23 protein-coding genes are annotated in these 26,678 nt (G+C 64.3%); 17 read left to right on the forward strand and 6 right to left on the reverse strand.

The features are described from left to right. Nucleotides 1–7: 7 nt before the first annotated feature. From M4J39_RS09650 to M4J39_RS09685, 8 genes are read left to right on the forward strand one after another with little or no spacing between them, the layout of a single operon-like run. Nucleotides 8–997 (forward strand): UDP-glucuronic acid decarboxylase family protein, encoded by a 990-nt coding sequence (locus tag M4J39_RS09650; protein WP_251727634.1) that lies wholly within the window; start codon nt 8–10, stop codon nt 995–997. Next, a complete protein-coding gene (locus M4J39_RS09655; RefSeq protein ID WP_251727635.1) occupies nt 998–2,098 on the forward strand; it encodes an endo-1,4-beta-xylanase in 1,101 nt (366 codons plus the stop codon). It abuts the gene before it with no gap. Then, nucleotides 2,095–2,757 (forward strand): sugar transferase, encoded by a 663-nt coding sequence (locus tag M4J39_RS09660; protein ID WP_251727636.1) that lies wholly within the window; start codon nt 2,095–2,097, stop codon nt 2,755–2,757. Before M4J39_RS09655 ends, M4J39_RS09660 begins: the two co-directional genes overlap by 4 nt. Beyond that, nucleotides 2,747–3,457 carry a polysaccharide deacetylase family protein gene (locus M4J39_RS09665; protein ID WP_251727637.1) on the forward strand — a complete coding sequence of 237 codons (711 nt, stop codon included), beginning with the start codon at nt 2,747–2,749 and terminating at the stop codon, nt 3,455–3,457. Before M4J39_RS09660 ends, M4J39_RS09665 begins: the two co-directional genes overlap by 11 nt. Further along, on the forward strand, nt 3,454–4,698 hold the full coding sequence (locus M4J39_RS09670) for a lipopolysaccharide biosynthesis protein (protein WP_251727638.1): 1,245 nt from the start codon (nt 3,454–3,456) through the stop codon (nt 4,696–4,698). The genes M4J39_RS09665 and M4J39_RS09670 overlap by 4 nt, the downstream gene beginning before the upstream one ends. Continuing rightward, nucleotides 4,695–5,975, forward strand: coding sequence for an O-antigen ligase family protein (locus tag M4J39_RS23055; RefSeq protein ID WP_251727639.1), 1,281 nt, complete (start codon nt 4,695–4,697; stop codon nt 5,973–5,975). The genes M4J39_RS09670 and M4J39_RS23055 overlap by 4 nt, the downstream gene beginning before the upstream one ends. After that, nucleotides 5,972–6,859, forward strand: a complete 888-nt coding sequence (locus tag M4J39_RS09680) for a glycosyltransferase family A protein (protein WP_251727640.1) — start codon at nt 5,972–5,974, stop codon at nt 6,857–6,859. Before M4J39_RS23055 ends, M4J39_RS09680 begins: the two co-directional genes overlap by 4 nt. A 26-nt stretch (nt 6,860–6,885) precedes the next feature. After that, entirely contained in the window at nt 6,886–8,082 is a 1,197-nt protein-coding gene (locus M4J39_RS09685) for a glycosyltransferase (RefSeq protein WP_251727641.1), read from the forward strand. On the opposite strand, the gene M4J39_RS09690 is transcribed toward M4J39_RS09685, so the two are convergent. From M4J39_RS09690 to M4J39_RS09715, 6 genes are all read right to left on the reverse strand, one after another. Beyond that, nucleotides 8,045–8,794 (reverse strand): WecB/TagA/CpsF family glycosyltransferase, encoded by a 750-nt coding sequence (locus M4J39_RS09690; RefSeq protein WP_251727642.1) that lies wholly within the window; start codon nt 8,792–8,794, stop codon nt 8,045–8,047. The two genes, M4J39_RS09685 and M4J39_RS09690, sit on opposite strands and share 38 nt — an antisense overlap. Further along, a complete protein-coding gene (locus M4J39_RS09695) occupies nt 8,791–10,428 on the reverse strand; it encodes a GMC oxidoreductase (RefSeq protein WP_251727643.1) in 1,638 nt (545 codons plus the stop codon). The genes M4J39_RS09690 and M4J39_RS09695 overlap by 4 nt, the downstream gene beginning before the upstream one ends. 50 nt (nt 10,429–10,478) lie before the next feature. Further along, nucleotides 10,479–11,438, reverse strand: a complete 960-nt coding sequence (locus M4J39_RS09700; protein ID WP_251727644.1) for an aldo/keto reductase — start codon at nt 11,436–11,438, stop codon at nt 10,479–10,481. Between the two features lie 74 nt (nt 11,439–11,512). After that, nucleotides 11,513–12,640, reverse strand: a complete 1,128-nt coding sequence (locus tag M4J39_RS09705; RefSeq protein ID WP_251727645.1) for a GNAT family N-acetyltransferase — start codon at nt 12,638–12,640, stop codon at nt 11,513–11,515. Nucleotides 12,641–13,125: 485 nt separating this feature from the next. Continuing rightward, a complete protein-coding gene (locus M4J39_RS09710; protein WP_251727646.1) occupies nt 13,126–15,237 on the reverse strand; it encodes a TonB-dependent siderophore receptor in 2,112 nt (703 codons plus the stop codon). A gap of 90 nt (nt 15,238–15,327) precedes the next feature. Further along, on the reverse strand, nt 15,328–16,311 hold the full coding sequence (locus M4J39_RS09715) for an AraC family transcriptional regulator (RefSeq protein WP_251727647.1): 984 nt from the start codon (nt 16,309–16,311) through the stop codon (nt 15,328–15,330). A gap of 461 nt (nt 16,312–16,772) precedes the next feature. Here M4J39_RS09715 and M4J39_RS09720 point away from each other — a divergent pair, with 461 nt between their 5' ends. From M4J39_RS09720 to M4J39_RS09760, 9 genes are all read left to right on the forward strand, one after another. Next, nucleotides 16,773–17,066 (forward strand): hypothetical protein, encoded by a 294-nt coding sequence (locus tag M4J39_RS09720; RefSeq protein ID WP_251727648.1) that lies wholly within the window; start codon nt 16,773–16,775, stop codon nt 17,064–17,066. Nucleotides 17,067–17,073: 7 nt separating this feature from the next. Next, nucleotides 17,074–17,814, forward strand: coding sequence for a tonB-system energizer ExbB (exbB, locus tag M4J39_RS09725; protein WP_251727649.1), 741 nt, complete (start codon nt 17,074–17,076; stop codon nt 17,812–17,814). A 50-nt stretch (nt 17,815–17,864) separates the two neighbouring features. Next, nucleotides 17,865–18,302 carry a TonB system transport protein ExbD gene (gene exbD / locus M4J39_RS09730; protein ID WP_251727650.1) on the forward strand — a complete coding sequence of 146 codons (438 nt, stop codon included), beginning with the start codon at nt 17,865–17,867 and terminating at the stop codon, nt 18,300–18,302. Nucleotides 18,303–18,443: 141 nt separating this feature from the next. Next, nucleotides 18,444–19,310: a hypothetical protein gene (locus M4J39_RS09735; RefSeq protein WP_251727651.1), complete on the forward strand. Its 867-nt coding sequence runs from the start codon at nt 18,444–18,446 to the stop codon at nt 19,308–19,310. A gap of 155 nt (nt 19,311–19,465) precedes the next feature. Further along, a complete protein-coding gene (locus tag M4J39_RS09740) occupies nt 19,466–19,894 on the forward strand; it encodes a pseudoazurin (protein ID WP_251727652.1) in 429 nt (142 codons plus the stop codon). Nucleotide 19,895: 1 nt separating this feature from the next. Then, entirely contained in the window at nt 19,896–21,074 is a 1,179-nt protein-coding gene (locus M4J39_RS09745) for an NnrS family protein (protein ID WP_251727653.1), read from the forward strand. A 100-nt stretch (nt 21,075–21,174) separates the two neighbouring features. Further along, on the forward strand, nt 21,175–23,412 hold the full coding sequence (locus M4J39_RS09750) for a NosR/NirI family protein (protein WP_251727654.1): 2,238 nt from the start codon (nt 21,175–21,177) through the stop codon (nt 23,410–23,412). Nucleotides 23,413–23,435: 23 nt separating this feature from the next. Beyond that, nucleotides 23,436–25,349 carry a TAT-dependent nitrous-oxide reductase gene (nosZ, locus tag M4J39_RS09755; protein ID WP_251727655.1) on the forward strand — a complete coding sequence of 638 codons (1,914 nt, stop codon included), beginning with the start codon at nt 23,436–23,438 and terminating at the stop codon, nt 25,347–25,349. Nucleotides 25,350–25,358: 9 nt separating this feature from the next. Further along, nucleotides 25,359–26,678: a nitrous oxide reductase family maturation protein NosD gene (locus tag M4J39_RS09760; RefSeq protein WP_251727656.1), complete on the forward strand. Its 1,320-nt coding sequence runs from the start codon at nt 25,359–25,361 to the stop codon at nt 26,676–26,678.

Raw genomic sequence — 26,678 nt, forward strand, 5'->3', positions numbered from 1 at the left:
CAGACAAATGCAAGCATCCTGTCAGAAGACGGTTCTCGTCACCGGAGGTGCTGGATTCCTGGGTAGCCATCTTTGCGATCGCCTGCTCCGGGACGGGCACAAGGTGATCAGTCTCGATAACTTCCACACCGGCAGCCGTCTGAATCACCGGCATCAGGCGTCGAACCCCGATTTCGAGCTGATCGAGGCCGACGTGGCCGATCCTCTGCCCGACTTGCGGATCGACGAGATCTATCATCTCGCTTGCCCCGCATCGCCCCCGCACTATCAGGAAAGCCCGGTCACCACGCTCAGGACCAGCCTTCTGGGTGCCTTCAACGTACTGAATCTTGCCATCAGGACCGGGGCCAGGATCTTCCTCGCTTCGACCAGTGAGGTCTATGGCGATCCGCTGATCCACCCTCAGCGGGAGGACTATTGGGGAAACGTCAACTCCTTCGGTGAACGCGCCTGCTACGACGAGGGCAAGCGGGCCGCCGAGGCGTTGTTCCACGCCCACGCGTCGGAAAAGGGCGTCGACATCCGCATCGCCCGCATCTTCAACACCTATGGTCCCCGCATGCAGCCGGACGATGGCAGGGTGGTGTCCAATTTCGTCGTCGAGGCGCTTCAAGGCCAGCCGATCACCATCTACGGCGATGGATCGCAGACGCGGTCCTTCTGCTACGTCGACGATCTCGTCGAGGGATTTGTGCGGCTCATGGCGAGCGATGTCCGGACCCCCGTCAATCTCGGCAACCCCGGCGAGTTCAGCGTGACGGCGCTTGCCGCGATGGTGGTCGCGATGACCGGCTCGCAGTCGTCGATCAGCCATCTGCCGCTGCCGTCCGACGATCCGCGTCGTCGGCGCCCGGATATTTCCAAGGCCGAACTCCTGCTCGACTGGAGGCCGACGGTCTCCCTGGAGGCGGGCCTTGGGCCGACCATCAGCTATTTCCGCAAGATCGTGTCGAACCAATCCTCGGGCGGTCGCTCCGCCCTTCAACCGGTTGTCTGAATGTCGCTCACCCGCCGCTCTCTTCTTGCCGCCTGCGCTGGATCGCCGTTCATTTCGGCGGCAGCGTTCGCTTCGGCGCGACAGGCCGGGCTCGGCGAGCTGGCTGCCCGGTCGGGGCGCTATTTCGGCTCGGCGGTGACACGCGACGATGTTTCCGATGCCGGCCCCCACATTCGCCTCTTCGACGGGGAGTGCTCAGTCTGGGTGCCGACCTGGCAGATGAAATGGGGCGCGCTGGTCCCAACCCTGGGCGAGGCGCCGGACTACCGGAACTGCGATGCCATCGTCGCCAGCGCGGCCAAGCGCGGCAAGCGCCTGCGAGGCCATGCTCTCATCTGGCACGAGCACTTGCCCGCCGGCGCCGAGCGCTTGTCGACAGCGGCCGACTGGCGACGCTTTGTGGCGCCGCACATCACGGCGGTGGCAGGTCGCTATCGTGACTCGATCTTCGAGTGGGACGTGGTCAACGAAGCGATCGAGCCGTATGACGACGGCGCAGATTTCATGCGACGCACTCCCTTCTACGCCATGCTCGGCTCGGATTATGTCGCCGAGGCGTTCCGTCTCGCGGCGGAGGCGGCGCCGCTGGCGCGGCTCTACCTCAACGACGATCATCTCTACTATGCCGAAGATTGGCAGGAGCGGCGGCGAACGGGCATGCTTGGCTTGCTTGAACGGTTGCTCAAGGCCGGCGTGCCCATCCATGGGCTCGGCATGCAGTGCCATCTCGACACACGGCTTCATTTCGATGAACGCGTTTTTCGTCGTTTCCTCAAGCGCATCGAAGACCTCGGCCTGACGATCAGCATCACCGAGCTGGACGTTACCGAGGCGCCGAACGCGCGCGGCCGGTCGATCGCCAAGCGCCGTCTTCGAGCGGCTGCGGAGGCCGAGAAGGTGCTTTCGGTGGCCTTCGACAGCCCGGCGCTCGCAGGCGTGGTGACCTGGGGGCTGTCCGATGACGACAGCTGGCTCCGCAACCGTGGGCCCGACATGGTCGACAACCAGGGACTGCCCTACGACGACGCCTACAGATCGGCGCCTCTGCGAGACACGCTCGCCTCCCTCTTCGCTTCGACCCAGACCCGGCACCCGACATGACAGATCTCATCGACGACAAGAGCGACCGTACCGCGATTGCCCGTCCGGCGGCCGTCCAGTCCTGGATGAAGCGCACGTTCGACATTCTGGGCGCGGCGGGTGGCCTGATCCTGCTGGCGCCATTGCTGGTGTTCGTCGCCCTGCTGATCCGGCTCGACAGCCGCGGCCCGATCCTGTTTCCCCAGGATCGCCATGGCCTTGGTGGGAGGATCTTCCGCATCTACAAGTTTCGGACGATGACGGCGACGGCCAGCCGCGAGACCTTCCGCCAGGCGACGGTAGGCGATGCGCGCATCACCCGCCTTGGCAGCATTCTCCGCCGGACCAGCATCGACGAACTGCCCCAGCTCTTCAATGTCCTCAAGGGCGACATGTCGCTGATCGGCCCGCGCCCGCACCCGCTGGCGCTCGACGAACAGTATCGCAAGACCATTCCAGGCTACATGATCCGCTACGCCGTCCGCCCAGGGATGAGCGGCCTGGCCCAGGTGACCGGCCACCGCGGGCCGACTCCGACGCACGAATCCATGGCCGCCCGAGTCTCTCGGGATCTCCGCTACATCGAGGACTGGACCTTCGGCCTCGATCTTCGCATCCTCCTCGCGACAATCCTGCCCTGGTGGCCGTCATTGAAGCCGGAGGTGAGAGATGGCGGTTGAGCGCGGCGAAGCGCTTTTCGAGCTGATCATCGGCGTGCATGATCTCTCCGAAGAGCCGGATGCGCGGGACGACGAACTGCAGTCGTGGATGCCGTTCTCGATCGCGGAGCCCCTGCTCGACACGCTTGTCGAGATGAACCGCAGGTCCGGGGTGCGGCTGAGGGTCACGAGCGACGACGCGTTTCGCTCGGATGTCGATGTGCTGGCCCCCTGGCTCGTCAGGCGTGGCATCGTCGGGTCCTTTTTCGTGCCGACGCGTTTTCTCGGTCGTCCTGGCCGTCTTTCTGCCGGCGATCTCCAGGCACTCGCCGCGCTCGGTATGGAAATCGGTGTCCACGGCGCCGGCCATCTGGACTGGACCGCGATATCCGAGCGGGAGTTCATCGACGATGTCAGTGAAGGGCGCGCCGCTCTGGAAGGAATCCTCGGGCGGCCGGTCGATATCGTGGCCCCGCCCTTCGGTCGCTTCGACGCCCGCATTCTCGATCGTCTGTTCGCCATGGGGTTTCGGGAGGTGCATACCTGCCGACCGGGCCTTTCCCTGACTTCAGTGGCGATCAAGCCGCGCAACATGCTGAAGACGGGGAACGAGGCGGCGTTGCGCGCCGTGGCCGGCCGTCGGGGCAACTGGTCCGACGCTGCCCGTTGCCGGCTGCGGCCCCTGTCGGTGCGTTTGAGAACCCTTGCCGGTGTGCCATGAAGCGCGCCGTTTTCATCTCTCTTGTCGATCAGGCCCTGAACAGCGCCTTCAACCTGCTGCTGAACCTCGCCTTCATCGCGTTTGCAACACCCGACGAGTTCGGCCGCTTCGCCTTTCTTCTGGCGGGCAGCTTCTTCGCCGCCTCGGCGCAGAATGCGCTCATCGTCATGCCGCTCAACTACCTTCTCCCCGGACGGGAGCAGGGAGAGGCGGACGCGGCCTTGTCGATGCTGACCTCGGCCAATCTGGCGCTCATTCTGCTGGTCCTGCCGGCAGGCCTCGGTCTTGCCGCCGTCATCGGTGCCGACTTGCCGCTGTCGCTGGCCGCGATCGCCTATTTCGGCACGCTGATGATCCGCGAGTATGTTCGCAATCTCATGGTGGTGAAGGGAAGCGTCCACCTCACGCTCATCTACGACGTGGTCGCCCTCACGGCGACGGTGGTCTTCGCCATTGCGTTCTGGCAAGTCCTGCCGCCGGCCACGGCCACTCTCGCTGCTCTGTCTGCCGGGAACGGCCTGTCCTTTGTCTGTTGTCGTTTCAGCCTCAAGGCCGATTTCAGAAGCTTCTCGTCTCATCTTTCCGCCTACCGAAGCGTTTGGAAAGATACGCGCTGGGCGTTGCAGGGCGCGCTTCAGAACGAGGTCATGTCGCGCAGCCACGTCTTCCTCGTGGAGCGAATGCGCGACGCCGCGGCGCTTGGCATGCTCAATGCCGGCCGCGTTGGCGTGTCGCCATTGCTGCTTGTCGGAACGGCCTGGTGCCGGGTTGCCCGACCGCGCATGGTGGAGGAACTGGCGAAGGGCAACGTTACCTCGGTGATTAGGCTGCTTCGTTCCGGCATGGCGATCACGGCGGGGGCCGCGATCCTCTATGGCCTGTTTCTCTGGATGGCCTGGCCCTATATCGACGCCTACGCTTTCCGCGACCGCTATGGCGACATGGCCGGCAATCTCGTCTGTTGGTGGCTTTACGCTCTGGTCGTCGGCCAAACCTCGGTCATGGCTGCATTGATGGAGGCCCGCCGCAAGTTCCGCGCCCTTGCCATCGTCGGGTTCGTCGGTGCGGTGGTGGCGCCGCTCCTTGTCTTTGGGCTGTTGTCCGCCGGGCTCGACGCGTCCGTGGCCGCGCTTGGTCTTGCCGGTGTGGCGCTTCTGGAATTCGTGGTTTTCGGCGGTCTGACGCTGCGTGACCTGCGATCGTCCGCCGCCGGCCCGGCCCAGGAAGGCGGTGTCTCGTGAGCGACGCCGTCATCCATGGGGGTATCGGGCAAGGCTATCGCCGTCGGCTCGCCGCGCTGCTGCCGGCGATGGATCTCGCCTATCTCATGCTGGTGTGGCCGCTGATCTATGCGCGCGGCTACGTGCCGGCCGACCTGTCTTCCGGCCCGGTCGCCGAGGCGCAGCCGGCGCTGCTCAACCGCCTTTTCTTTCCGGGCCTTGCGGCTCTCGCAGTGATCCTGCTGATCGCCGAGCGTCACCGGATCGGTCGTCTCCGGCTGCTGGGCTCCTGCCTGCTGGTCGCCTTCTTCGGATATCTGGCGCTCACGTCCGCATGGGCGCTCGTCCCGGCGACGGTTCTGACCCGACTCTCGCTCTACGTTCTCCTGCTGATCAGCCTGATACCGGCGGTCTTGCTTGCCGACCGCCTGGACGACATCCTGAGGCCGATGTTCTGGGTGACGGTGGCCGCTGTCGCGGTGAACGTCGCCTCGATCGCCGTCGTGCATACGACATCGATCGGCTTTCCCGGTATCTACACCCACAAGAACACCCTCGGCGCCAACGCCACCATTGCCGGGCTGTTCGCAATCTTCGCCCTGACGCGCGCCGACCACCGTATCCGGATGGCAGGATTCCTTTGCCTGCCGGCGATCCTCGGGTTGCTGCTGATCAGCCAGTCCAAGACGTCGCTAGGCCTTCTGCTGCTGGTTCCACCGGTGGCCCTGTTTGCCGTTGCGACGCGACGTCGCCTCCGGATCGCACTGCCGATCCTCATGGTCGTCCTGACCATCCCGGCAGCCTTCCTCGTGAGCGGCGGCGTGCCGGGTTTCGACTATCGAGACATATCGCGCGCGGTGAGTGGAGACCCGAGCTTCACCGGACGCACCGATCTCTGGAAATTTTCGGCCTCCCAGATCGCGGAGCGGCCAATTACCGGCTGGGGGTTCCAGTCGTTCTGGGGTATAGGGGCGGCATCTCCGGCAACGAAGATGACCGACACCTTCATCGCTCGCGCCCCGCATTCCCACAATGGCTACATCGACATGGCGCTCGAAGGCGGACTGATCGCCGTCTCCTTGTTTCTCTCCATCATCCTGATGGTCGCATGGTGGATCGACCGCCTCGTCGATCGCGATGCCGGTGCGGGTTTTCTGATGACGTCATGTCTTCTCTACATGCTATGGCAGAACCTGTTCGAGACCGATTGGCTGCATGGCACGACCACGTCGAACGTGCTCCTGATGCTGATGATGGCCTCGGCGGTGGCGCTTCGTAACGGGAGGTCGCTGACTTGATCTCCGTTCTCATCGCCAGCATGGGGCGCCCTTTCCTGTTGTCCACGCTGGAGAGCATCGCCAAGGCGCGCGTTCCCAAGGGCGAAACCGTCGAAGTGATCGTCGCCGACGACACGCGCGACGGCGCGGTGGTCCGGCTTATTGCCGGTTGGAATACCGGTTTGCCGATTTGCGTCCTTCCCGTCGGGGCCGGCAACGTCTCGCATGCCCGCAATGCCTGCCTGGACGCGGCGGCCGGCGACTGGCTCATATTCGTCGACGACGATGAGACGGTCGAACCTGACTGGCTGGAGGGGCACCTTTCCGCAGCCCGCGACTTCGCCGCCGACGCCGTGTTCGGCCCGGTCTTTCCGCGCTATCCCAAGGGAACGCCGGCCTGGTTCGTCGCCGCCGATCCACTCTTCCAGGATTGGAAGTGGGACGAAGATGGCCGTCAGCATCCGAACGGTCGCACGGGCAATACGCTGATCCGGCGGTCGGCGCTCGGCGACCTGCGCTTCGATCCAGCCTTCGGCCGAACTGGCGGCGAGGATCATGATTTCTTCCTGCGCTTCGCCGCCGAGGGTCGTCGCATGGTGGTGACCAATCGGGCACGGGCCTACGAGGAGATCCCTCCTGAACGGGCAACAACGGCCTATGCCCTTCGCCGCGCCGTGCGGGGCGGCCAGATTTATGCCGAGACGCGCCTCAGGGGCAGCGGCAGTGGCGCCGTGATCGCTTTCACCCTCGACGCTCTCGTCAAGGTCGCGGTAGGCGCCGGTCTCTGGCTGGCGATTCGGTTGGTCGACCGGCCACGGGCGTTCCGCTATGCAAAGCGCTCCGCCACCAATATCGGCAAGCTCAAGGGCGTCATCGGCTCGCGACCGATGGCGGCATGGGGATGAGTGTTGAAGCAACTGAAGGAGTGGCAATGGAAGGCGGTCGTCGGCCAACGATCCTGCACATCTCCTCCGACTATCTCGATCCCATCCGTCCCCCGCCGATCACCGATGCGGTTGTCCGACTGGTCGACCGCATGACCGATCATCCCCAGGTGGTCGTATCCTTGCAGCGAGTCGTCGATCCACGCCGTGTCGAGTGGCGCGACTTCGGCGACTTCCAGGGACGGCGGCTGATCGTCCATCGCTATTTCGCGCCACCTTTCGGTATCGGGATGGCGGCTTGCCAGTTTGCAGTGGCTCGTCGCATCGGTCGCTTTCTTGCGGCGGAACGGATCCGGCCCGACGTCGTGCACACCCATCGATTCACCTTCGAGGGCATCGCCGGTTGGCTCCTCGCCCGCCGCTTCAAGGCCGCGCTTTTCTGTTCGATGCGCGGCGAGGTGGAGCGAAAGGTGTTCCGTTCCAAGCCGACCTATCGCCCGTGGTTCCGACGCATCGCGCGCGACGCCGCCAGGATCTACCACGTGTCGGCCTGGTACCGGGACGGCTTCGAACGCTACACCGGCGTCGATCCTCGGAAGACCGACCTCCTCCCCAACATTGTCTTCAATGCGCGGCCCGTCATAGAGCCGGCGATGCCGAGGCCGATCATCGTGTCGCCGATGTCGCTGCGGGCGGTCGACAAGAAGGGGCTGCCGGAGTTGCTCGTCGCGTTCGCCCGCGTTCGCGACCGACTTCCCGATGTAAACCTTGAGGTGATCGGCGAAGGCCCGGAAGACGCATTGGCCCGAGTGCGGGCCTTGATTGTCTCGCATGGGCTCGAAGGGCGGGTGTTGCTGCGCGACTTCATGCCGCATAAAGCTCTGCTTGAGCATCTCCGCGAGGCGCTTGCCATGGCACTGCCCTCGCATCAGGAGACCTTCGGCATGGTCTATCCGGAGGCGTTGTTCGCCGGAACGCCTATTCTTCATACGCTCGGCTCGGGTATCGACGGCTATCTCGACGGCCTCGACGTGGGCGTCGGGGTTCGACCGGGCAACATGTCGGACATAGCCGCCGCCCTCGTGAAGCTCGTCGAGAACAACGCCGCATATCGCACCAGGATCGCTGCCGCCTCGGGCGTTCTCTACGAGCGCCTCGCTCCGGAACGGACGATCGCCCGCTACCGGGCGGCGGTGGCCGACGCGATCAGGACGAGCCCGCGCGCCGCTGCCTCAGGTAGATGAGGAAGACCTTGGGTCCATCCACGAGATAGCGGCGCCAGAGGCGGCGCGGTTCGGAGAGGAGCCGGTGCAACCATTCGAGCCCAAGCCGTTGCCAGCCGTCCGGTGCGCGGGGCAGCGTGCCGCTCAGGAAATCGACGGCGGCGCCGACGCAGAGAATGACGCCCCCTTTTTCTTGCCGTACCGCCCTCACGTCGGCGGCGAACAGCTCCTGCTTGGGAAACGACAGACAGGAAAGCAGGATCTGCCAATCGGCGCGGGCCGCGTTCGTGACGGCGTCGGTCCATTCGGCGGTGCCCGGTAGCAGCCGGGCCGGCGTTTCGATCAGATGGAAGCGCCAATCGGGGAAGCGGGCTGCCATGGCCTCGGCCTGGTCCGGCGTCGGTCCGGCCATGGCGATCGTGAGGTCGCGATTGCCGGGCGCCGCCAGAACGTCGGCCACCCTGTCGGTGCCGGTTCTCGGTGTCAGCGCGAGACCGCTCCAGCGGCCGAGACGCCCGAGCACCTTGCTGTCGCACAGGAACAGGTCGGCCGAGTGATAGGTTGCAACCGTTTCCGGCGGTAGTTGCCGGTCGAGCGCCACCACATGGTGGACGTTCGGCGTCACCAGCACCGTGGTCCGCTCTCCGCGGGCCGCATTGACGATCAGCCGGACGATGTCGTCGATCGATCCGCAACTGAAGGAAATGCCGAGAAAGGCATGGACGTCGGTCAACTGCGTTCCCCGTCGCAAAGGTGATCGGCAAGTCGCGCTGCAAAGGCGGCGATGCTGAGCGTCGGATTGCATTGACCGGAGGTTGCGAACACTGCCGAACTCACGACGTAGAGATTGTCGACGCCAAAGCAGCGAAGGTTTTTGTCCACGACGCCATCTTCGGGGCGGGCGGCCATGCGCGCGGTTCCGATCTGGTGCGTACCGTGCGCCGCGAGCGTCAGGATGGCGTCGACCGTCTCGTCCGGTGCTTGGCGATACTCGAGACGACCTGTCCCCGTACGTTCCAGCCATTGGGCCAGATGCTCATGGGCACGCCAGATCGCCTCGGCGTCGCCTCGGGCAAAGCGGTAGTCGATCCTGAGCTTGGGCACACCCAGCCGATCGAAATCGTCGCCAAGCAGCACGCGGCTGTCGGGCTGCGGGCTTTGTTCCGAATGATAGGACAGGCCGTAGCGCCGCGCCGCGTTACGGACGAAGAAGCCGGGCATCGGCGGTTTGGCGACATAGCGCCGATAGAGAAAGGCCGAAAGGCTGAGGACAGCGCGCGGCAGGTCGCGGACGATGTTGACGACATGCGGCCAGATGGCGAGATCGTCGGGAATGTGCCTCTTGCGGATGGCTTCGGCGATCACCAGCCGACCGAGTGGCTTCAGCGCAAAGGCAAAGCAAACCGCCGACAGGAGCCCGCTCTTGTGGCGGGGATCGGCTACCGGCGGCACGACCGGCCAGAAGGATACGTTGGGAAGGTGATGACTTCTCTGTTCGGAGTCCGCCGGAATCAACCGTCGACGGGCATAGGAGCCGTGCTTGTCGAGGTAGAAGTCATAGGCCGCGTCGAGGGCATCGGAAGCGAAGGTGATGTCGGCGACCTCGCCGATTACATGGCCCATGTAATAGCGGCCGAGCGGCCCTTCCTTGCCGCCGAAGAGGTGGGGATGTTTACTTTGGAGAACCAGCAACTGACGCGTGCTTTCAAGACCGCCGGCGGCGAGCGCAACCGTCTTCACTGGCAATGGGCGGCGTGTGCCGTCGCGGTCGGCGACCGTCAAACTGACGATGCGGCCCTCCTCGTAACTCATGTCGACGACGGTGGCGTTGAGGCGCACGTCGATCAGCGTTGAGCGATCGAGTTCCGTCGCGTGGGCGGTCTGGACGGCCGCGATGCGTGAAAAGCGTTCGAGACGCGTGTAGTCGACCGCGTCGTCCGCAATATTGATGCCTCCGATAGGTGCCCGGAACACATTGGCGCCGGCCGTCAGATAATCAACCGCCCTATCGTAGTAGGGAAGGATGTCCTCATACTGGATCGGCCACGTCGCGTCGACGAGCCCGGGGCGGGGCTCGAAGTCGATGGGGTCGAACGGCTGGCACCTGACCGCCCACAGGTTCGACGTCCCGCCCAGTTGTCGGGAAACGGCGATCGACATGTCGTCATGACGCAGGGGGTCGACGATTTCGGCGTCGGACAGCGCCTGCTGCAGGCGGTCGGGGTGCCTGGATCCTGACTCCAGCATCAGAACCCGCTTGCCCTGGCTAGCCATTTCGAGCGCCAGCACGAGGCCTGCCGGGCCTGATCCGATGATGCAGATGTCGTGATTGGCGATCGGCGGCGTCTTCAGGGAGTCTGAGATCAACGGCTGTTTCCCCTCTTTGCCCAAAGCTATCGGCGGCGGAGCGCGTTGCGTCAAGGGACTGCTAGAATTCTCTCGGCCAGTTGCGCGGCTACCTGATCGGGGACCTCGGCGGCGAGCCGCATGTTGGCGGCGAGATGCCCAGCCGAGAACATCGAGGACAGCACGACGCCCTCCGGATTGACCGCAAAGGCCCTCCGCATGAGCAGGGTAGTGGCGATCTCCTCCGGTCGTCCGCGGTAGCCCAAAGCGGCCGCCTCGGCGGCCAGTGCCGGATGAGATCTGAGCCGGCTTACCATGCGGTCCTTGGCGCCGCCGACGCCAAATACCGAATGGATGACGAAACCGGCCGGCCGGGCCAGAGCCGCACGCAGGGCCGGCAGTTGCCGGCCATCGGGGTCATCGGCGATCTGGAAGAAGGTGAAGATCGGCAGCGCCGCCGCCGAGAGCGCCGCGTCCAGAGATCCGGCCATCGATAGGTGGCGTGCGTCGCCGCGCGCCAGGATCCGTTCCAAGGTCCGGAGGACATCGTCACGTTCGAGATCGGCCGGATCGGGATCGTGCAGGGCAAAGACATCGAGGTGGTCGGTGCGAAGCCGCTTGAGCGAGGAGGCGATCGACGCGTCGAGGAAATCGCCGCTGAGTGTCACGCGCCGGTTTCGCGTCGCCTTGATCGCCCGGAAGCGGCGAGAGAGGCCACGCGCTACGGAGACCAGCGGGCGGCCGAGATCGTAGGCAAGCCGCATCAGCCCGTTGTTCTTCGGCGGCACGAGGCCGGCCTTGGAGCAGATAAATAGGCCGTCGCGATGGGCGGTGACGAAAGGTGCCAGAATGTCTTCCGCTCGTCCTGCGCCATAGGAGGGCGCGACGTCATACCAGGTGACGCCCTGCTCGAAGGCTGCCTCCAGCATGCGCCGACCTTGCGTTGCCGAGATGCGCGAGCCGAGCGAGGCGCAGCCCATGCCGATCGGCGACGTCCTGATGTCCGTCCCTGGAATGACGATCGTTCGCATGGCACGCAATCTCCAATGAAGCCGCCACGGACCGTGCGACGGTCGGTCTGACACGTCAACCGATCCTTGAGGGCTCAGGTGGGGTTGGTGACCTTGCCCGCGGTGGCGCCGGCTTCGGCGAGGGGTTTCAGGCGAGCGCGGACGGCCACCTTGAGCCGCCACAGAAGATAGTAGACGCGACCCGCGACGGTCTTGGGAAAGAGTGCGTCGTAAAGCGCGACTTCCTCGCAGCCGAAACGGCGCTTGTAGTCCATGTCGCCGATGGAAAGGTCGAAGCAGTCGTAACCGGCGGCTCGAAAATGCTCGATCGTGTCGGAAAACAGCTGAAGCCCGGGCGAGTAGGGCTTCCAATCTCCCATCTTCGAGGCGGGCAGCGTTGCAACGACGCAGCGTCCCTGAAGGATTCCGAAGAGATAGGCAATGGGCTCGCCGTCAGCCGTGATTTTGGAAAGCCAGCCTCGGCACGTCCCGCCTTCGCCTTTCAAAAGATCGAGGTAGATGCCCGACCACTCCTCTTGTGTGAGTATGTCGATGCGCCCCTTCTCCTCGGTACTGGTCGCCCTCAGGTCCTTGAAGGCCGCAATGTCGACTTCATCGATTTCGCTTCCGATCGCCAGCGAGAACACGCGCCGGTGCGCTTGGGCGAGCTTTTGTGTCCGTCGGCGAAGGTTGGCCCGAAAATTGGCAGGACGGGCTGTAATGACCTCCTCCGTGCTACGGCCCGCCAGTTCGATCTTCCAGGCTGAAAGCCGAAGACGACCCGCATTGGGCAGGCGAACGAATGGGTTGGGCCCGCCTTCGAACCGCTCGGGCATCCGATTGCAGTAGAGAAGATCGACCTCGGGAACCGCCGCGAGCACGGCCTGAACGATCTCGCGGAGATCGGCTTCTTCGAGCGAACTATCGAAAATGGGCGAGCAGTAATCGATCGGTCGGGCTTCGGTCAGAAGCCAGCGCAGTCCGTGACGGCGCGATCGCATCATGACGAAAAGCGCAACGGGACGGCCGTCCGGCGACCGCGCCAATGCCACCACTGGCTTGGCCAGTCTTTTTGGGGCGAACTGTTGAAGGACAAGGCGTGTGAAGCCGTGGCTTTGAAAGGGGGTTGCATTGTGCTGGCCAACGAGCGCCGACCATTCGGCTTCCAGATGGTCGACGTTGTCGTGGATCTCGACGAGCCACTTGCCTCCCGAACGCGCCATTCCGACCTCTGTCTGTCTACGACAGGCATCACTATAGCGCATCCCCAGCCATCCGGAACGACGGCCGCATCATTTACCCGCATGTATGCCGCGGGAAAGGCGAAACACCAGGTAGCCGCCGCCAAGCAGCGCCTCGAAAAGGCCAAGCGGCAACTGGTAGGGGAAGGCGACCATGCGGGAAGCCAGTCGGCCACGATGGTGAGGGCCGCGCCCGCCAGCATGGCGCCGCAAAGGTGAGCGATCGGCCGGGCAAGACCGAGCGATCGGGTGACTGTTTCTCCGAGCGGCAGGATAGCGAGCGCCCGGGTGTTGAAAAGCGCGAGAGGGACCAAAGCGGCAAGGATCGCCCTTCCTCCGGCAGAAAAGCTGGCGCCCTAGAGAGTGGACTCCGATCCACGCTTGGTCCGTTCTTTCGTTCGCCTCCCGCGAATCCCGGCCGTTCCGGGGCTCGCGAGAGGTGGTTCATTGCCTTTCGAGGCGTCCGGTCACCAACTGAAATGACCGGTCAGCTTGATGACCCGTCCCTCGCCGTAACCGCAGGAGAAGGCGGTCTGGCAGGAGGCGATATAGTCGGTATCGAAGATGTTGTTGACGTTGAGGTCGATGCCCCAGTTGTCGCGGCTGTAGCCGATTCTGGCGTCGGCCAGCAGCACGTCCGGCACCTTCAGCGTGTTCTCGTTGTCGGCCCAGGACGAGCCGACGTAACGCATGCCGCCGCCCACCGTGAAGCCTTCGAAGGCGCCGGTCGAGAAGGTGTAGTCGAGCCACGCGGAGGCCATCGTCTCGGGAATCACATAGGGCGTCTTGCCGATGATGGCGGCGTCGGCGTCCTTGGTGATGTCCACGTCCATGACGGCGGCCGAAGCGGTGAGCTTCCAGTTTTCGGTCAGGTTGACCTTGGCTTCGAACTCGACGCCTCTGGAGTTGACCTCGCCGATCTGAGTCTGGGCGTTCCACGGGCCGGTCAGCACGTTCTGCTTGGTGAGATCGAACAGGGAGAGGGTGAAAAGGCCGTCGATCCCGTCCGGCCGATACTTCAGTCCGACCTCGTATTGCTGACCGCTTTCCGGCACGAACACGCCGCTTCCATTGGCGCCGAGCACCGGGGCGAAAAAGGTCGAGACACTCGCATAGGGCGTCAGGCCATTGTCGAATTCGTAGGCGAGGCCGGCGCGACCGCTCCACTGGCCGTCGTCACCCGAATAGGCCGGCGTCCCCACCGCCTTGGTCCAGACGTGATCGTAGCGGCCGTTCAGCGTGGCGAGCCAGCCGTCGCCGAAGGCGATCTGGTCCTGCGCATAGAAGCCGAGCTGCTGCTGCCGCAGCCTCTGGTCGATGTAGGGCACCGGTGCCGGCTGCGGCGCGCCGTAGACCGGGTTGGGTGCCGAGATATCGGTTCCCAGTGACGAGGCCTGGACCTGATCGAGGTCGAAGAGGCGGTAATCGTTACCGAACAGAAGCTTGTGGCTGAGCGGCCCTGTGTCCACCGAGCCCTCGATCCGGTTGTCGCTGTTGATGGCGAGTGTCTTGCTGTGGTGGGCGAAGTTGATGCGGGAGAGATCCTGAGGTCCGTTGTAGGCATAGGCGTAAAGCGAGGCTTCCTCGACGTCGCTGTAGGCGATACGGGTCGACTGGGTTCCCTTCCAGCCGTTGCCGAAGTCGTGCCGAAGCTCATAGCCGAGCGAACCTTGCTCGCGGTCGTAGTCGTCGATATCCGGCTCGGTGAAGTTGGCCTTGCGGTCGATATAGCCGTAGGGGGCCGCCACCACGGTGCCGACGTAGGGCAGGAAAGACCCGCCATTATGGACGCCGTCGAGGTGCGTGTAGTTGGCAAGGATCGTCAGCTCCGTCATGTCGCTGAGGTCTATCTTAATCGAAGGCGACACCGTGCCGCGGAAGTTTTCCTCGAAGTCGGTGTAGCCGTTGCCGCCGGCAATGCGGCCGCTGACGCGCGCCGCGACCGTGTCGGAGAGATGGTCGCCCATGTCGAAGCCGAGCGAGGCGGTGCCGTTGTTGTCTATGCCGGTTTCGATCTTGCGGATGCGCTCGCCGGTTGGCCGCTTGGACACCAAGTTGACGAGACCGCCCGGATTGCTGCCGCCGTAGAGCACCGACGAAGCCCCGCGCAGCGTCTCGATCCGTTCGAGATCGTTGCTGTCGACCAGGAATCCACCGAAGGCGTAGCTGTAGTTTTGCAGTCCATCGAGATAGATGCCGTTCTGAGTGGCCTGGAATCCGCGGATGAACAGCCAGTTGGTGTCGGGGTCGGACCCGAATGGCTGGGTGAAAACGCCGGGCGTGTAGCGCAGGGCCTCGTCGACTTGGTCGGCGCCCCGCGCGTCGATCTCCTCGCGCCCCATGACCGATACCGACTGGGGAACCCTCTCTATCGGCAGATCGGTCTTGGCACCGGCTGTCGTTGTCTTTGCAACGTAACCCTTTACCGACGCCGCGCCTGAGCCACCTTCGCCTTGAACGACGATCTCATCGAGTTCCACATCCGGTGTCGTCGATTGGGCGTGAGCTGCGCCGACGAGCGGCAGGGTGGCGAAGGTCAGCGCCAAGATGCTGGCAAGGGCAGTGCGGTCGGTCGGCATCGATCGGTTCTCCGGGTGACGTCGACCACGGCGCATCCTTAGCCGGCCCGGCAAAGGGCGCCGCGGTCGTTCCTGAACCGACTGGATAGGTCAAGTCGAGATCTGCCGATTGAACGAAGCCGGGGCGTTTGGAATGAAAGCGGGGTGGCGTTTGGAGCTTTCCACCGCCACGGTTCGGACGGGGCCATTCTGGGCGCGCTGTTCGCGTCGCCAGAGCGCCGGCGTTCGACCCGTCAGTCGGCGGAACACCCGCGTGAAATGGGCCTGATCGGAAAACCCGGTGTCTACGGCGATTGCCGACAGGCTGCTCTCTTCGTGCAACAGCAGCTCCTTGGCCGCTTCGACGCGGCAATGCAGCAGGAACTGGTGCGGTGTCTTGCCGACCGCCGTGCGAAAAGCCACACCGAAATGGTCCGGAGACAGTCCGATCAACGCGGCGAGCTCGGCCAACGATAGATTGCGGACGATGTTGGCCCGCACATAGTCGATGACTCTGTTCATCTGCCGGCGCGACAGGCCGGAGTCCGGCTGTTGTCCGGTGGCCTGACGTAGATCCAGCAACTCGGTAAGAAGCGCCAGCACCAGGCTTTCGCCGTAGAGATCGTCGCGCCTGCCTTCGGTGCAGTCGTCGGCGATCAACGAGGCGAGTACGGAAAGGGTGTGAGAGGAGAAGCCGATCCGAGGAGACAGGAACTGGCAGGGATGGATGCGTCCGCCGGACTGAGCGTCCAACGCGGCGATGTCGAAATGCAGGTCGAGGTGCCTGAGGTCGTCGAGCCGGTCTACGAAACTCTCGATCGGGTAACCGGCTGGCACGAAACAAAGCCGCCTTTCTCCGTCGAGCCGGTGCTGACGACCGGCAGCGTCCCGGATGTCGATGCCGCCCTCCTCGATATCGCCCAGCAGCACGAACAGCCGCGGTGCGCGCGATACGTATCTGCCGCTCGCGCCAGCTTCGCACCTGACGCCCCAGAGGTCGGCGATGCATCCGTTCCAGGCACGCCAGCGGAGCTCGTCTCGCACGGTGATGCCGGAGATGTCGCTGATCATTTGTGGCCGAAAGTCGGTCGCCATCGCCTCGCTTCCCGCTGGATTGCCAGTTCGCGGAACCGACGCTAAAAAAGATGAGTGCATAAATCAAGTTTATAGGTTTGAATACCGATGTCCTCGAATTAACGCTGACACTGCGAGGCGTTTGCAATAACTGCGACAGTCTGTCTTTGAGGCAGATCAGTTGGTGGCCGCTCTCGGCCGGCGCCTGCATCGGCGATTCTGAGGACAGTCTGACCGGAATCTTTCGGTTAAAATATGTATGTAAGACTCATGATAAAGTTGGTAAAGCCAGTTCGTACCGCAGAGTTCAGGGGGTCAGTTCAATGATCGATTTCCGTCCCGTGCCTGTCCGGCGCTCGCTTGCTTTCGTGCTGGCCGCGGCCCTTTCGGTTTCTGCCTCCCTTGCGCAGACCTCCCCCGCCCCCTCCGGCACTTTTTCGCTCGAGCTCAACCGACTTGACGGGGCCGGCGGAGATTGCCGCGTGACGCTGGTCGAAAAGAATGGAACGAGCGCAGCTTTCGCAACATTGAAGTTCGATCTCGTGGTGTTCGATGCCGAGGGTATCGTGGCCAAGCGGGTCGGCGTCGATGCGGGGCCGCTCAAGGCGGGGAGGACGGTGGTGAAGACCTTCGATCTCAAGGGCATCGCCTGCGACGGCGTCGGTCGTCTGCTGATCAACGATGTATTGGCCTGCGAGGCGGAAGGGATTGCCGCCGATGCCTGCCTCGATCTGGTGGAGCCGCGCTCGCGAGTCGCCGCTCCTTTCGACAAGTGAGACCACGATGAATCCGGAAACGCTCGCCGCCGGCGCAGCCGCCGTCGCCCTACCGCACGATCTGACGCCTTTCGGCATGTTCATGGCCGCCGACCTCGTGGTGAAGGCGGTCATGGCCGGCCTCATCGCCGCTTCGCTGGTGACCTGGGTGATCCTGGTTGGAAAGGTGCTGGAGCTTGGCGCCCTTGGTCGCGCCGCAAGGCGAGGGGCGGCCGTGGTCGCCCAGGAGGCCGGTATGGCCGGTCTTGCGCTGCATTCCCGTCTGCCGCGACCGCTGGCCCTGATGCTGACGGAAATCAGCGAGGAAATCGCCCAGACCGGGATAGGCAACGCCAGCTCCGGTCCGGTTGCCGGCGGTCTGGTCGAGCGGGTTCGTTCGCGTCTCGCCCGTCTCGAGGCGGCGGCAGGCCGACGGGCGATGGCAGGGACCGGGCTTCTCGCCACCATTGGTTCGACGGCTCCGTTCGTCGGCCTGTTCGGCACCGTCTGGGGCATCATGAACGCCTTCGTCGGCATTTCCGAGAGCCAGACCACCAACCTTGCCGTGGTGGCCCCGGGTATCGCCGAAGCATTGCTTGCCACGGCCACTGGTCTCGTGGCCGCCATCCCGGCGGTGGTCGTCTACAATCATCTCGCTCGCCGGACGACCGCCTTTCGCGCCGAAATGACCGACCTCTCCGAGGGGCTCATCCGCACATTGTCGCGCGACCTCGAAACCGGTCGGCTCGACGCCGCCGCCCTTAACTGACCCAACGAAGCCGGCCGGTTCTTCCGGCTTGGCGCTTGAAGGAGCTTGCCATGGCTGCCCGGCTCGACGACGGAACCGAACTCTCCGAAAACCATGAAATCAACGTGACTCCGTTCATCGACGTCATGCTGGTCCTCCTCATCATCTTCATGGTGGCGGCGCCCCTGGCGACCGTCGATGTGCCGGTGGATCTGCCCGGTTCCACCGCCGCGGCAGCTCCGCGACCGGACAAGCCGCTCTATGTTACCGTTGGCGACGATCTCTCGATCAGCGTCGGCGAAGACAAGGTGGCGCGTGACGCGCTGGCCAGCCGTCTCGACGAGGCGACCGGTGGCGACAAGGCGGAGCGCATTTTTCTGCGTGCCGACCGGACCGTGGCCTACGGCGATCTTGCCGAGGCAATGAACCTGCTTCGCGCTGCCGGTTATCTCAAGGTGGCGCTGGTTGGCATAGAGCAAGCTGCCAACCCGGTTCCGACCGGCGGTTGAGTGGGCGCTTCTGGCGCAGTTCCAACGAGAGCGGGCGCCGGGCTTGCGTCCGGAGGCGCGTGTTAACTAGAGGATGGAGTTTTTTCGGTGGACGTGGCGCCACTGGGAAGCCTCTGGAAGCCGAGAGTTCCAACCGACCCGATGGGTATTCGTTCCAGATCGAAGACCGGTCTCCTGTCACGACGCTCCGGGCTGTTGCGCTGGTCGCTGGCCGGCGCTGCCGGCCTGGCGCTGCACGGCGTGGCTCTGTGGTGGCTTGTTCCCGCCGATGGGCCGGCGGCGGCGGTGACCGCGCCTGAAGCTATCGTCATGATCGATCTTCCGCCGGAGCCGGAACTGCCACCGCTTGAGAGCGTCGAGCAGGCGGCTGTCGAAGAGGTCACGGAAACCCAGCCCGAGGAGATCGCCGAGCTTTTGCCTGAGCCGGACCTTGTCGAGGACCTGCCGCCCCCCGACGAGATCGAAACCGTCGAGCCTGTCGAGGAACTGGCCGAGGCGCCGCCGGAGCCGGTGGAGACGTTACCTGACGAGCCGGAAATGCTGCCTCCCTCCGAGGTTGCCATGCCGCTGCCTCCGCCACCCCCGCCCGAAATGGTCGAAACGGCCGAGGTGAAGCCCAAACCCGAACCGAAGAAGCCCGAGCGCAGGAAACCGACGCCGAAGAAGCAACCGGAGGCGAAACCGAAACCGCCAGCCGACGCCCAGGCAGCCGGAGCTGGCGCGGGGCGCGAGGCCGCCGATGCGCTCGCGGCCTATCGCAGCTCGGTCCGGCGGGCGATCGTCGGCAAGCGCCGGGCGAGCGACGCCGACAATGCCACCGGCCGGGCAACCGTGTCGTTGTCCATCGGCCGCGATGGCTCCATCGTTGGCCTTTCCGTCGGCGGCGCCCCCGCCGTTGCCGCCGCCGCCGAACGTCTCATCCGCCGAGTTGGAGCCTTCCCGCCCGTTCCCCAATCTCTCGATGCGCCCTTCAAGGTGTCGGTTCCGATCGAGTTCAAGCGGGAGTGATCCCCAAGCGCGAGGACATGGCCCAGGGTGGATTCCGATATCTGGCAGTCGGTAAGAAACGTCAAACCGTAGCCTCGGAGTTTGCGTTTCCGCAACGTTCGGAGGGGTAGAACCCCTTATTATGAGCGTCAGAATCCACAAAACGAGGCTGTAACATGAAGACTCTCCTCCTCGCCGCCGCGGCTCTCGCTGTTGCTGTGCTTCCCGCTACCGCCGCCGACGTTCAGGTGAAGATGCTGAACAAGGGTGCCAAGGGCATGATGGTGTTCGAGCCGGATCTCGTGAGGGTCCAGCCGGGCGACACCGTGACCTTCGTTGCCACCGATCCCGGACATGACGCCCAGAGCGTTCCGGGAATGTTGCCCGAGGGCGCCCAGCCCTTCGAGGGCAAGATCGGCAAGGATGTCACCGTGACCTTCACCCAGTCGGGCGTCTACGGCGTCAAGTGCAAGCCGCACTACGTCATGGGCATGGTTGGCGTCGTCGTCGTGGGCGACCCGGCCCCCAACCTCGAGGCGGCCAAGGCGGCGAAGAACCCCGGAAAGGCCGGCAAGCTGTTCAAAGAACTGCTCGGCAGCCTCTGACATGACCGTCACAGCGGGGCGCTGGCATCTGCTTTCAGGTGCCTTCCGGCCATTCTTCATGCTGGCGGCCCTATGGATGGCCGGCTCGATCCTCATGTGGGTGCCCCTCTACATGGGGCACGTCGAGCTGCCCACCGCCTTCGCTCCGCGTGACTGGCATATCCACGCCATGCTGTTCGGCGGCGTGCCGCCGATCATCGCCGGCTTCACGCTCACAGCCGTCTCAAGCTGGACGGGCCGGCCCACCATAGCTGGCCAACCGCTTGCCATCCTGGCTTTGGTCTGGTTCGCCGGCCGGATCGCCGTGTCCGTGTCGGCTCTGCTCGGGCCGGTCGGGGCGGCGGTGATCGATCTCGCCTTTCCCTTGGCGCTTGCTGCCGTGCTTGGCCGCGAGGTCGTGTTGGCCGGCAACTGGCGGAATCTCAGGGTTGTCGGTCTCATTCTCATGTTGGCATTGGCCAATGCCGGCTTCCATGCCGAAGCCACAATCAACGGACTTGCCGACGTCTCCGTTCGGGCTGCGCTGTCGGCGGTGCTGATGCTCATCCTGCTGATGGGCGGGCGCATCACGCCCGCCTTTACCCGCAACTGGCTGAAGGCGCGCGGCGAAACCAAGCTGCCCGCACCCTTCGACCGCTTTGACGCCGCCGCTATGGTTGTCTCTGGGCTCGCCTTCGTGGCATGGACGATCGTTCCGGACTGGTCCGGCACGGCCGTCGCCCTGGGGCTCGCCGGCTTGATGACTGGAGCGAGGCTCACCCGCTGGAGAGGACTTGCCACGCGAGGCGAACCGCTGCTGCTGGTTCTGCATGTCGCGATCGCCTCGGTTGCCGTCGGCTTCGTCGTCGAGGCTCTGGCCATTCTGTGGCCGGCCGCGATCGATCCCGCCGCCGCTCTGCATCTTTGGACGGCTGGCAGCGTCGGACTGACCGTGCTCGGCGTGATGACGCGCGTCAGCCGAGGCCATACCGGCCGTCCTCTCGCCGCCGGCAAGCTTGAGGTGTTCATCTACGCCTTGGTATCGGCCGGAGCGCTGCTGCGCATGGCGGCGCCCTACATGAACGCGGCCTATTACCACCTCATCGGCTGTGCCGGAACGTTGTGGGCGGCGGCGTTTCTGACCTTCGCCATCGGCTATGCCCGCGTACTCGCCGGGCCGCGGGTCGACAAGACCTTGTGATCTACATCAATCGAATTTGTGCCAGCGCAACGAAGGTCCATGCCGTCTCGTGAAAACATGATGGCATAGTTCATGTTGTGTGATTCCCGGGGGAGGCGAGATGAGACAGACGGCGACGCCCTGGTTCGTCAGGATGGTGACGGCCTTTTGCCTCGCGCTCGGTTTGGCGCTTGTCGCCGCGTCTTCCCAAGCCGCCGGTCTCGCCGATTTCCTTGGCAAGGTAGCCCCATCGGACATGGTGCCGGGGGCGGATGCCTACGGTTCCATCCGTGAGGACTTGCCGGCCGCGCCCGTCCTCAAGGCGGGAGAGCGGATCGGCTGGGTATTTCTCAACACGGATTTCGTGCCGGCGACCGGTTACTCCGGCAAGCCGATCCACATTCTCGTCGGCCTGGACGACAGGGCGGTGATAACCGGTGTCCGGCTCGTCAAGCATTCGGAGCCCATCGTTCTGGTGGGCATTCCCGAGGCCAAGATCACCGCGGTAATCGACAAATACACCGGGCTCGATTTGAAGCGCGAGGCCGAAGGCCCGGCCCACGACCTCGATATCGTCTCCGGTGCCACCGTGACCATCATGGTGATCGACGATTCGATCCGGCGATCGGGGCTGAAGGCTGCGCGCGCGCTGGGGCTCGAAGGTTTTGCGACGGTCGGTCCCGGCCCGGCCACCGATCTGAAGACGGTCGATCGCAGCAAGGATGCTGTGACCGACTGGACGACGCTCACCGGCGACGGATCGATACGCCGGTTCAGCATGTCGGTGGCCGAGATCAACGCCGCCTTCGAAAAGCAGGGCGACCCCCGCGCCGCTTCCCATCGCGAGGCGGGCGCCGACACCGATCCTTACATCGATATCTACGTCGGATTGGCCAGCCAACCGTCGATCGGTCGCACTCTCCTTGGGGATGCCGCCTATGCCAACCTGACGCGCCGGCTCGGTGATGGCGGCGAGGCGATCTTCGTGGCTAGCACGGGGAACTGGTCCTTCAAGGGGTCCGGCTACGTGCGCGGCGGCATCTTCGACCGCATCACGCTGCTGCAGGGTGAGACGACCATCCGCTTCCGCGACAAGGATCACTTGCGCGTCGTCCGCATGGCGCCTTCCGATGCGCCGACATTCAACGAGATGGACCTCTTCGTCATTCCCAAGGGGACCGGATTCGACCCTGCGGCACCCTGGCGGTTGCAGTTGTTGGTCTCGCGGGCCGTTGGCGCCATCGAAAAGCTGTTTCTGACCTACGACGTCGATTACGCGCTGCCATCAGGCTATCTCGTGACTCAGCCCAGGCCGGCGGCCGTCACGCCTGCGGCGACGCCCGCAGCGGAGGTGTCCGCCGCCGACGAAATGCCGGCTCGCGACCGTCTCTGGCTCCGCATCTGGGAAGCCAAGCGTACCGAGGTAGCCATCATCGTCGCGGCGCTTGCCGCGCTGACCGGCATCTTCTTCTTCCAGACCTTCGCCACGAAGAACGAGCGGGTGTTCCGGATCATCCGTCTCAGCTATCTCGCCTTCACGCTGGTCTTCATCGGCTGGTACGCCAACGCCCAGCTTTCGGTGGTCAACCTGCTCGCCGTCCTGTCGGCGCTGGTTAGCGATTTCCGTTGGGAAACCTTCCTGATGGACCCGCTGATCTTCATCCTGTGGTTCGCGGTGGCGGCGGCGCTGCTGTTTTGGGCGCGCGGCGCCTATTGCGGCTGGCTCTGCCCGTTCGGCGCCTTGCAGGAGTGGTCGAACCAGATCGCGCGCTGGCTGCGGATTCCGCAGATTCGCCTGCCCTGGGGGCTGCACGAGCGCCTCTGGCCGATCAAGTATATGATCTTCCTTGGTCTTCTCGGCATCTCCTTCTACTCACTCGACATGGCCGAGCATTATGCCGAGGTCGAGCCGTTCAAGACGGCGATCATCCTGAAGTTCGATCGTCCCTGGCCCTACGTGCTGTTTGCGCTCGCCACGCTCGCACCGGGCCTGTTCATCGAACGCTTCTATTGCCGCTACGTCTGCCCGCTCGGCGGCGGCCTTGCCATCCCGGCCCGGCTGCACATGTTCCGCTGGCTGAAGCGCTATCGCGAATGCGGCAATCCCTGCCAGACCTGCGCGCACGAGTGTCCGGTGCAGGCGATCCACCCGACGGGTGAGATCAACCCCAACGAATGCGTCTCCTGTCTGCACTGCCAGGTGCTCTACCGCAGCACGACCCGCTGCCCGGTGGTGATCGGCAAGCTGCGCAAGCGGGAGCGCTTCGAACGCCAGAACGGTCTCGCCCAGACGGGGGCAGCGGCATCCGGCGGCAACTCTGCCGTTCGGAACGAAGTGGGCGGTTCGGCGCAGGCCTGAAAAAGAAAATCGAGGAGAGCGATATGACTGAAGAGACGCATAATCTGTCCCGCCGATCGCTGTTGGGCGGCACGGCCAAGACGGCGGTGTTCGCCGGCGTGGCGGCATCGGCCGTCGGTGGCCTGATGGCCACCGGCAGCACCAAGGCGGCGGAGTCGACGAACAAGGTCGAGGTGAAGCCCGGCGAACTCGACGAGTATTATGGCTTCTGGTCGTCCGGCCAGACCGGAGAGCTGCGCATCCTCGGCGTGCCGTCGATGCGCGAGCTGATCCGCGTGCCGGTGTTCAACCGCTGCTCGGCCACCGGCTGGGGCGCCACGAACGAAAGTCTCAAGGTGCTGACCGAAGGTCTTCTGCCGGAGACCAAGGAGTTCCTGGCCAAGCGTGGACTGAAGACCTACCAGAACGGCGACCTGCATCATCCGCACATGTCCTACACGGAAGGCACGTATGACGGTCGCTACCTGTTCATGAACGACAAGGCCAACACGCGGATCGCCCGCGTGCGCTGCGACGTGATGCGTTGCGACAAGATCCTCGAGATCCCCAACGCCTCGGATATCCATGGCATGCGGCCGCAGAAGTATCCGCGTACCGGCTACATCTTCGCCAACGGCGAGCATGAGGCCCCGCTGGTCAACGACGGCACGATCCTCGACGATCCCAAGGAATACGTGAACATCTTCACCGCCGTCGACGGCGACAAGATGGAAGTCGCCTGGCAGGTGATCGTGTCGGGCAACCTCGACAACACCAACACCGACTACAAGGGCAACTACGCCTTCTCCACTTCCTACAACTCGGAAATGGGCGTCAATCTCGCCGAGATGACCGCCAACGAGACCGACCACGTCGTCATCTTCGACATCAAGGCGATCGAGGCGGGCGTTGCCGCTGGCGATTATCAGGAGCTCAACGGCGCCAAGGTGCTCGACGGGCGCAAGGGCAAGAACTCCAAGTACACCCGCTACGTCCCGATTCCCAACAGCCCGCACGGCGTCAACGCCTCGCCGGACGGCAAGTACATCATGATCAACGGCAAGCTGTCGCCGACGGTGTCGATCATCGACGTCGACAAGGTCGAGCCGCTGTTCAAGGACAACGCCGATCCGCGCTCTTGCGTCGTCGGCGAGCCTGAACTCGGCCTCGGCCCGCTTCATACCGCCTTCGACAACCGTGGACACGCCTATACGACGCTGTTCCTCGACAGCCAGATGGTGAAGTGGGACATCGAGAAGGCGATCCGTGCCTACAAGGGCGAGAAGGTCGACCCGATCGTCCAGAAGATCGACGTCGCCTACCAGCCCGGCCACAACTCGACCTCCATGGGCGAAACCAAGGATGCCGACGGCAAGTGGCTGGTGTCGATGAACAAGTTCTCCAAGGACCGCTATCTCAATGTCGGTCCGCTTAAGCCCGAGAACGAGCAGCTCATCGACATCTCCGGCGACGAGATGAAGCTGGTGCACGACAGCCCGACCTTTGCCGAGCCGCACGATAGCATCCTGGTGCGCGCCGACATCGTCAACCCGCTGGCAGTGTGGAAGCGCGACGATCCGTTCTTCGCCGACGCCGTCGCGCAGGCCAAGGCCGATGGCGTCGACCTCGAGGCCGACAGCACGGTGATCCGTGACGGCAACAAGGTGCGCGTCTACATGACGTCGGTGGCGCCGGCCTTCGGTCTCGAAAGCTTCGAGGTGACCGAGGGCGACGAGGTCACCGTCTACGTCACCAACCTTGATGACGTGGAGGACCTCACCCACGGCTTCACCATTTCCAACTACGGCATCGCCATGGAAGTGGCGCCCCAGGCGACCGCGTCGGTGACGTTCACCGCCGATCGGCCGGGTGTGCATTGGTTCTACTGCCAGTGGTTCTGCCACGCTCTCCACATGGAGATGCGCGGCCGCATGCTGGTGAAGCCGAAGTCGGCCTGAGGTTAGCTCATGAAGGCGCTCCACCTCATCGCCACGGTTCTTCTCTGCTGCGCCGGTCCCGCTGGCGCAGCAGAGATCGCCGTCGGCCATGAGGCGGACGCACTCGGCGAAGCCATCCGAAACGCCGCGCCGGGGGATGTTCTCCGGCTCGGCAACGTTCAATACGCCGGCCCGGTCTCCATAGACCGACCGCTGACGCTGATCGGCGATCGGGACAGCCGCATCGTCGGCAACGGCGAGGGCACGGTCGTCACGGTCGAGGCCGACGACGTGGCGCTGAAAGGGCTCTACATCACCGGTTCAGGCCGCAAGCTCGACAGGCTGGACAGTGGTATCGCGCTCGCCAAGGGAACGCGCCGCGCCCTGGTCGAGGGCAACCGCATCGTCATGAACCTGATCGGCGTCGACGTTCAGGGCGCAATTGACGCCACGGTGCGCGGCAACACGATCGTCGGCCGAACCGACATGCGCCGGGCCGAGATGGGCTCCGGCATCTATGTCTGGAACGCGCCGGGCCTTCTCGTTGAACACAATGACATCCGTCGCGGCCGGGACGGTATTTTTGTCTCGACATCGATGAAGGCACGCTACCGCTTCAACCGCATGCAGGAGCTGCGCTTCGCTTTCCACTCGATGTACGCCAACGACATCGTGCTGGAGAACAACCTGTCGCGCGGCAACACGCTTGGTTTCGCCTTCATGTTCTCGCGCAACGTTACGGCGACCGACAATCTTTCGGTGGGCGACGCCACCCATGGCCTGTTCCTGAACTCGGTGAATGGTTCTGTTCTCCTTCACAACGAGGTTCGTGACGGCGGCGAGAAGTGTCTTTTCGTCTATGGCGCCGTGCGCAACCGCTTTGAAGGCAACCGCCTCGAAGGCTGCGATATCGGCATTCACCTGACCGGAGGCGCCTCCGAGAACGTGCTGACCGGCAACGCCGTCATCGGCAATCGGACGCAGGTGAAATACGTCGGAACCCGCTGGCTGGAGTGGAGCGGCGTTCCCGAGGCCGCCGGTCGGACGGATAAGGCGCGCGGCAACTACTGGTCCGATCACGTCGCCTTCGACATTGATGGCGACGGCATTGCCGACAGCCCTTATCGCCCCAACGACACCGTGGACGTCTTGATATGGGGCCAGCCGATGGCCCGCCTGCTTCTCGGTGCGCCGGCGGTGCAGCTCATTCGCTGGGCGCAGTCGCGCTTTCCGGGTTTGTTGCCGGGCGGCGCCATCGACAGCCATCCGTTGATGACGCCCGAAGGGACAGGGCCGCGTCCTGTCGCCACCTCTTTTTCGGTCGGCTTTGCGCCCGCTGGGGAGAACTGA

This window comes from Pleomorphomonas sp. NRK KF1 (assembly GCF_023721755.1).
Classification (GTDB): Bacteria; Pseudomonadota; Alphaproteobacteria; order Rhizobiales; family Pleomorphomonadaceae; genus Pleomorphomonas.

What these genes read in the sequence shown, in the direction of transcription:
- M4J39_RS09685 (WP_251727641.1), top strand. Translation starts at nt 6,886, where the DNA reads ATGGAAGGCGGTCGTCGGCCAACGATCCTGCACATCTCCTCCGACTAT.
- M4J39_RS09715 (WP_251727647.1), bottom strand. Translation starts at nt 16,311, where the DNA reads ATGGCGACCGACTTTCGGCCACAAATGATCAGCGACATCTCCGGCATC.
- exbD (WP_251727650.1), top strand. Translation starts at nt 17,865, where the DNA reads ATGGCTGCCCGGCTCGACGACGGAACCGAACTCTCCGAAAACCATGAA.
- M4J39_RS09665 (WP_251727637.1), top strand. Translation starts at nt 2,747, where the DNA reads ATGGCGGTTGAGCGCGGCGAAGCGCTTTTCGAGCTGATCATCGGCGTG.
- M4J39_RS09760 (WP_251727656.1), top strand. Translation starts at nt 25,359, where the DNA reads ATGAAGGCGCTCCACCTCATCGCCACGGTTCTTCTCTGCTGCGCCGGT.
- M4J39_RS09670 (WP_251727638.1), top strand. Translation starts at nt 3,454, where the DNA reads ATGAAGCGCGCCGTTTTCATCTCTCTTGTCGATCAGGCCCTGAACAGC.
- nosZ (WP_251727655.1), top strand. Translation starts at nt 23,436, where the DNA reads ATGACTGAAGAGACGCATAATCTGTCCCGCCGATCGCTGTTGGGCGGC.
- M4J39_RS09700 (WP_251727644.1), bottom strand. Translation starts at nt 11,438, where the DNA reads ATGCGAACGATCGTCATTCCAGGGACGGACATCAGGACGTCGCCGATC.
- M4J39_RS09710 (WP_251727646.1), bottom strand. Translation starts at nt 15,237, where the DNA reads ATGCCGACCGACCGCACTGCCCTTGCCAGCATCTTGGCGCTGACCTTC.
- M4J39_RS09745 (WP_251727653.1), top strand. Translation starts at nt 19,896, where the DNA reads ATGACCGTCACAGCGGGGCGCTGGCATCTGCTTTCAGGTGCCTTCCGG.
- M4J39_RS09740 (WP_251727652.1), top strand. Translation starts at nt 19,466, where the DNA reads ATGAAGACTCTCCTCCTCGCCGCCGCGGCTCTCGCTGTTGCTGTGCTT.
- M4J39_RS09750 (WP_251727654.1), top strand. Translation starts at nt 21,175, where the DNA reads ATGAGACAGACGGCGACGCCCTGGTTCGTCAGGATGGTGACGGCCTTT.
- M4J39_RS09660 (WP_251727636.1), top strand. Translation starts at nt 2,095, where the DNA reads ATGACAGATCTCATCGACGACAAGAGCGACCGTACCGCGATTGCCCGT.
- M4J39_RS09655 (WP_251727635.1), top strand. Translation starts at nt 998, where the DNA reads ATGTCGCTCACCCGCCGCTCTCTTCTTGCCGCCTGCGCTGGATCGCCG.
- M4J39_RS09650 (WP_251727634.1), top strand. Translation starts at nt 8, where the DNA reads ATGCAAGCATCCTGTCAGAAGACGGTTCTCGTCACCGGAGGTGCTGGA.
- M4J39_RS09705 (WP_251727645.1), bottom strand. Translation starts at nt 12,640, where the DNA reads ATGGCGCGTTCGGGAGGCAAGTGGCTCGTCGAGATCCACGACAACGTC.
- M4J39_RS09735 (WP_251727651.1), top strand. Translation starts at nt 18,444, where the DNA reads ATGGGTATTCGTTCCAGATCGAAGACCGGTCTCCTGTCACGACGCTCC.
- exbB (WP_251727649.1), top strand. Translation starts at nt 17,074, where the DNA reads ATGAATCCGGAAACGCTCGCCGCCGGCGCAGCCGCCGTCGCCCTACCG.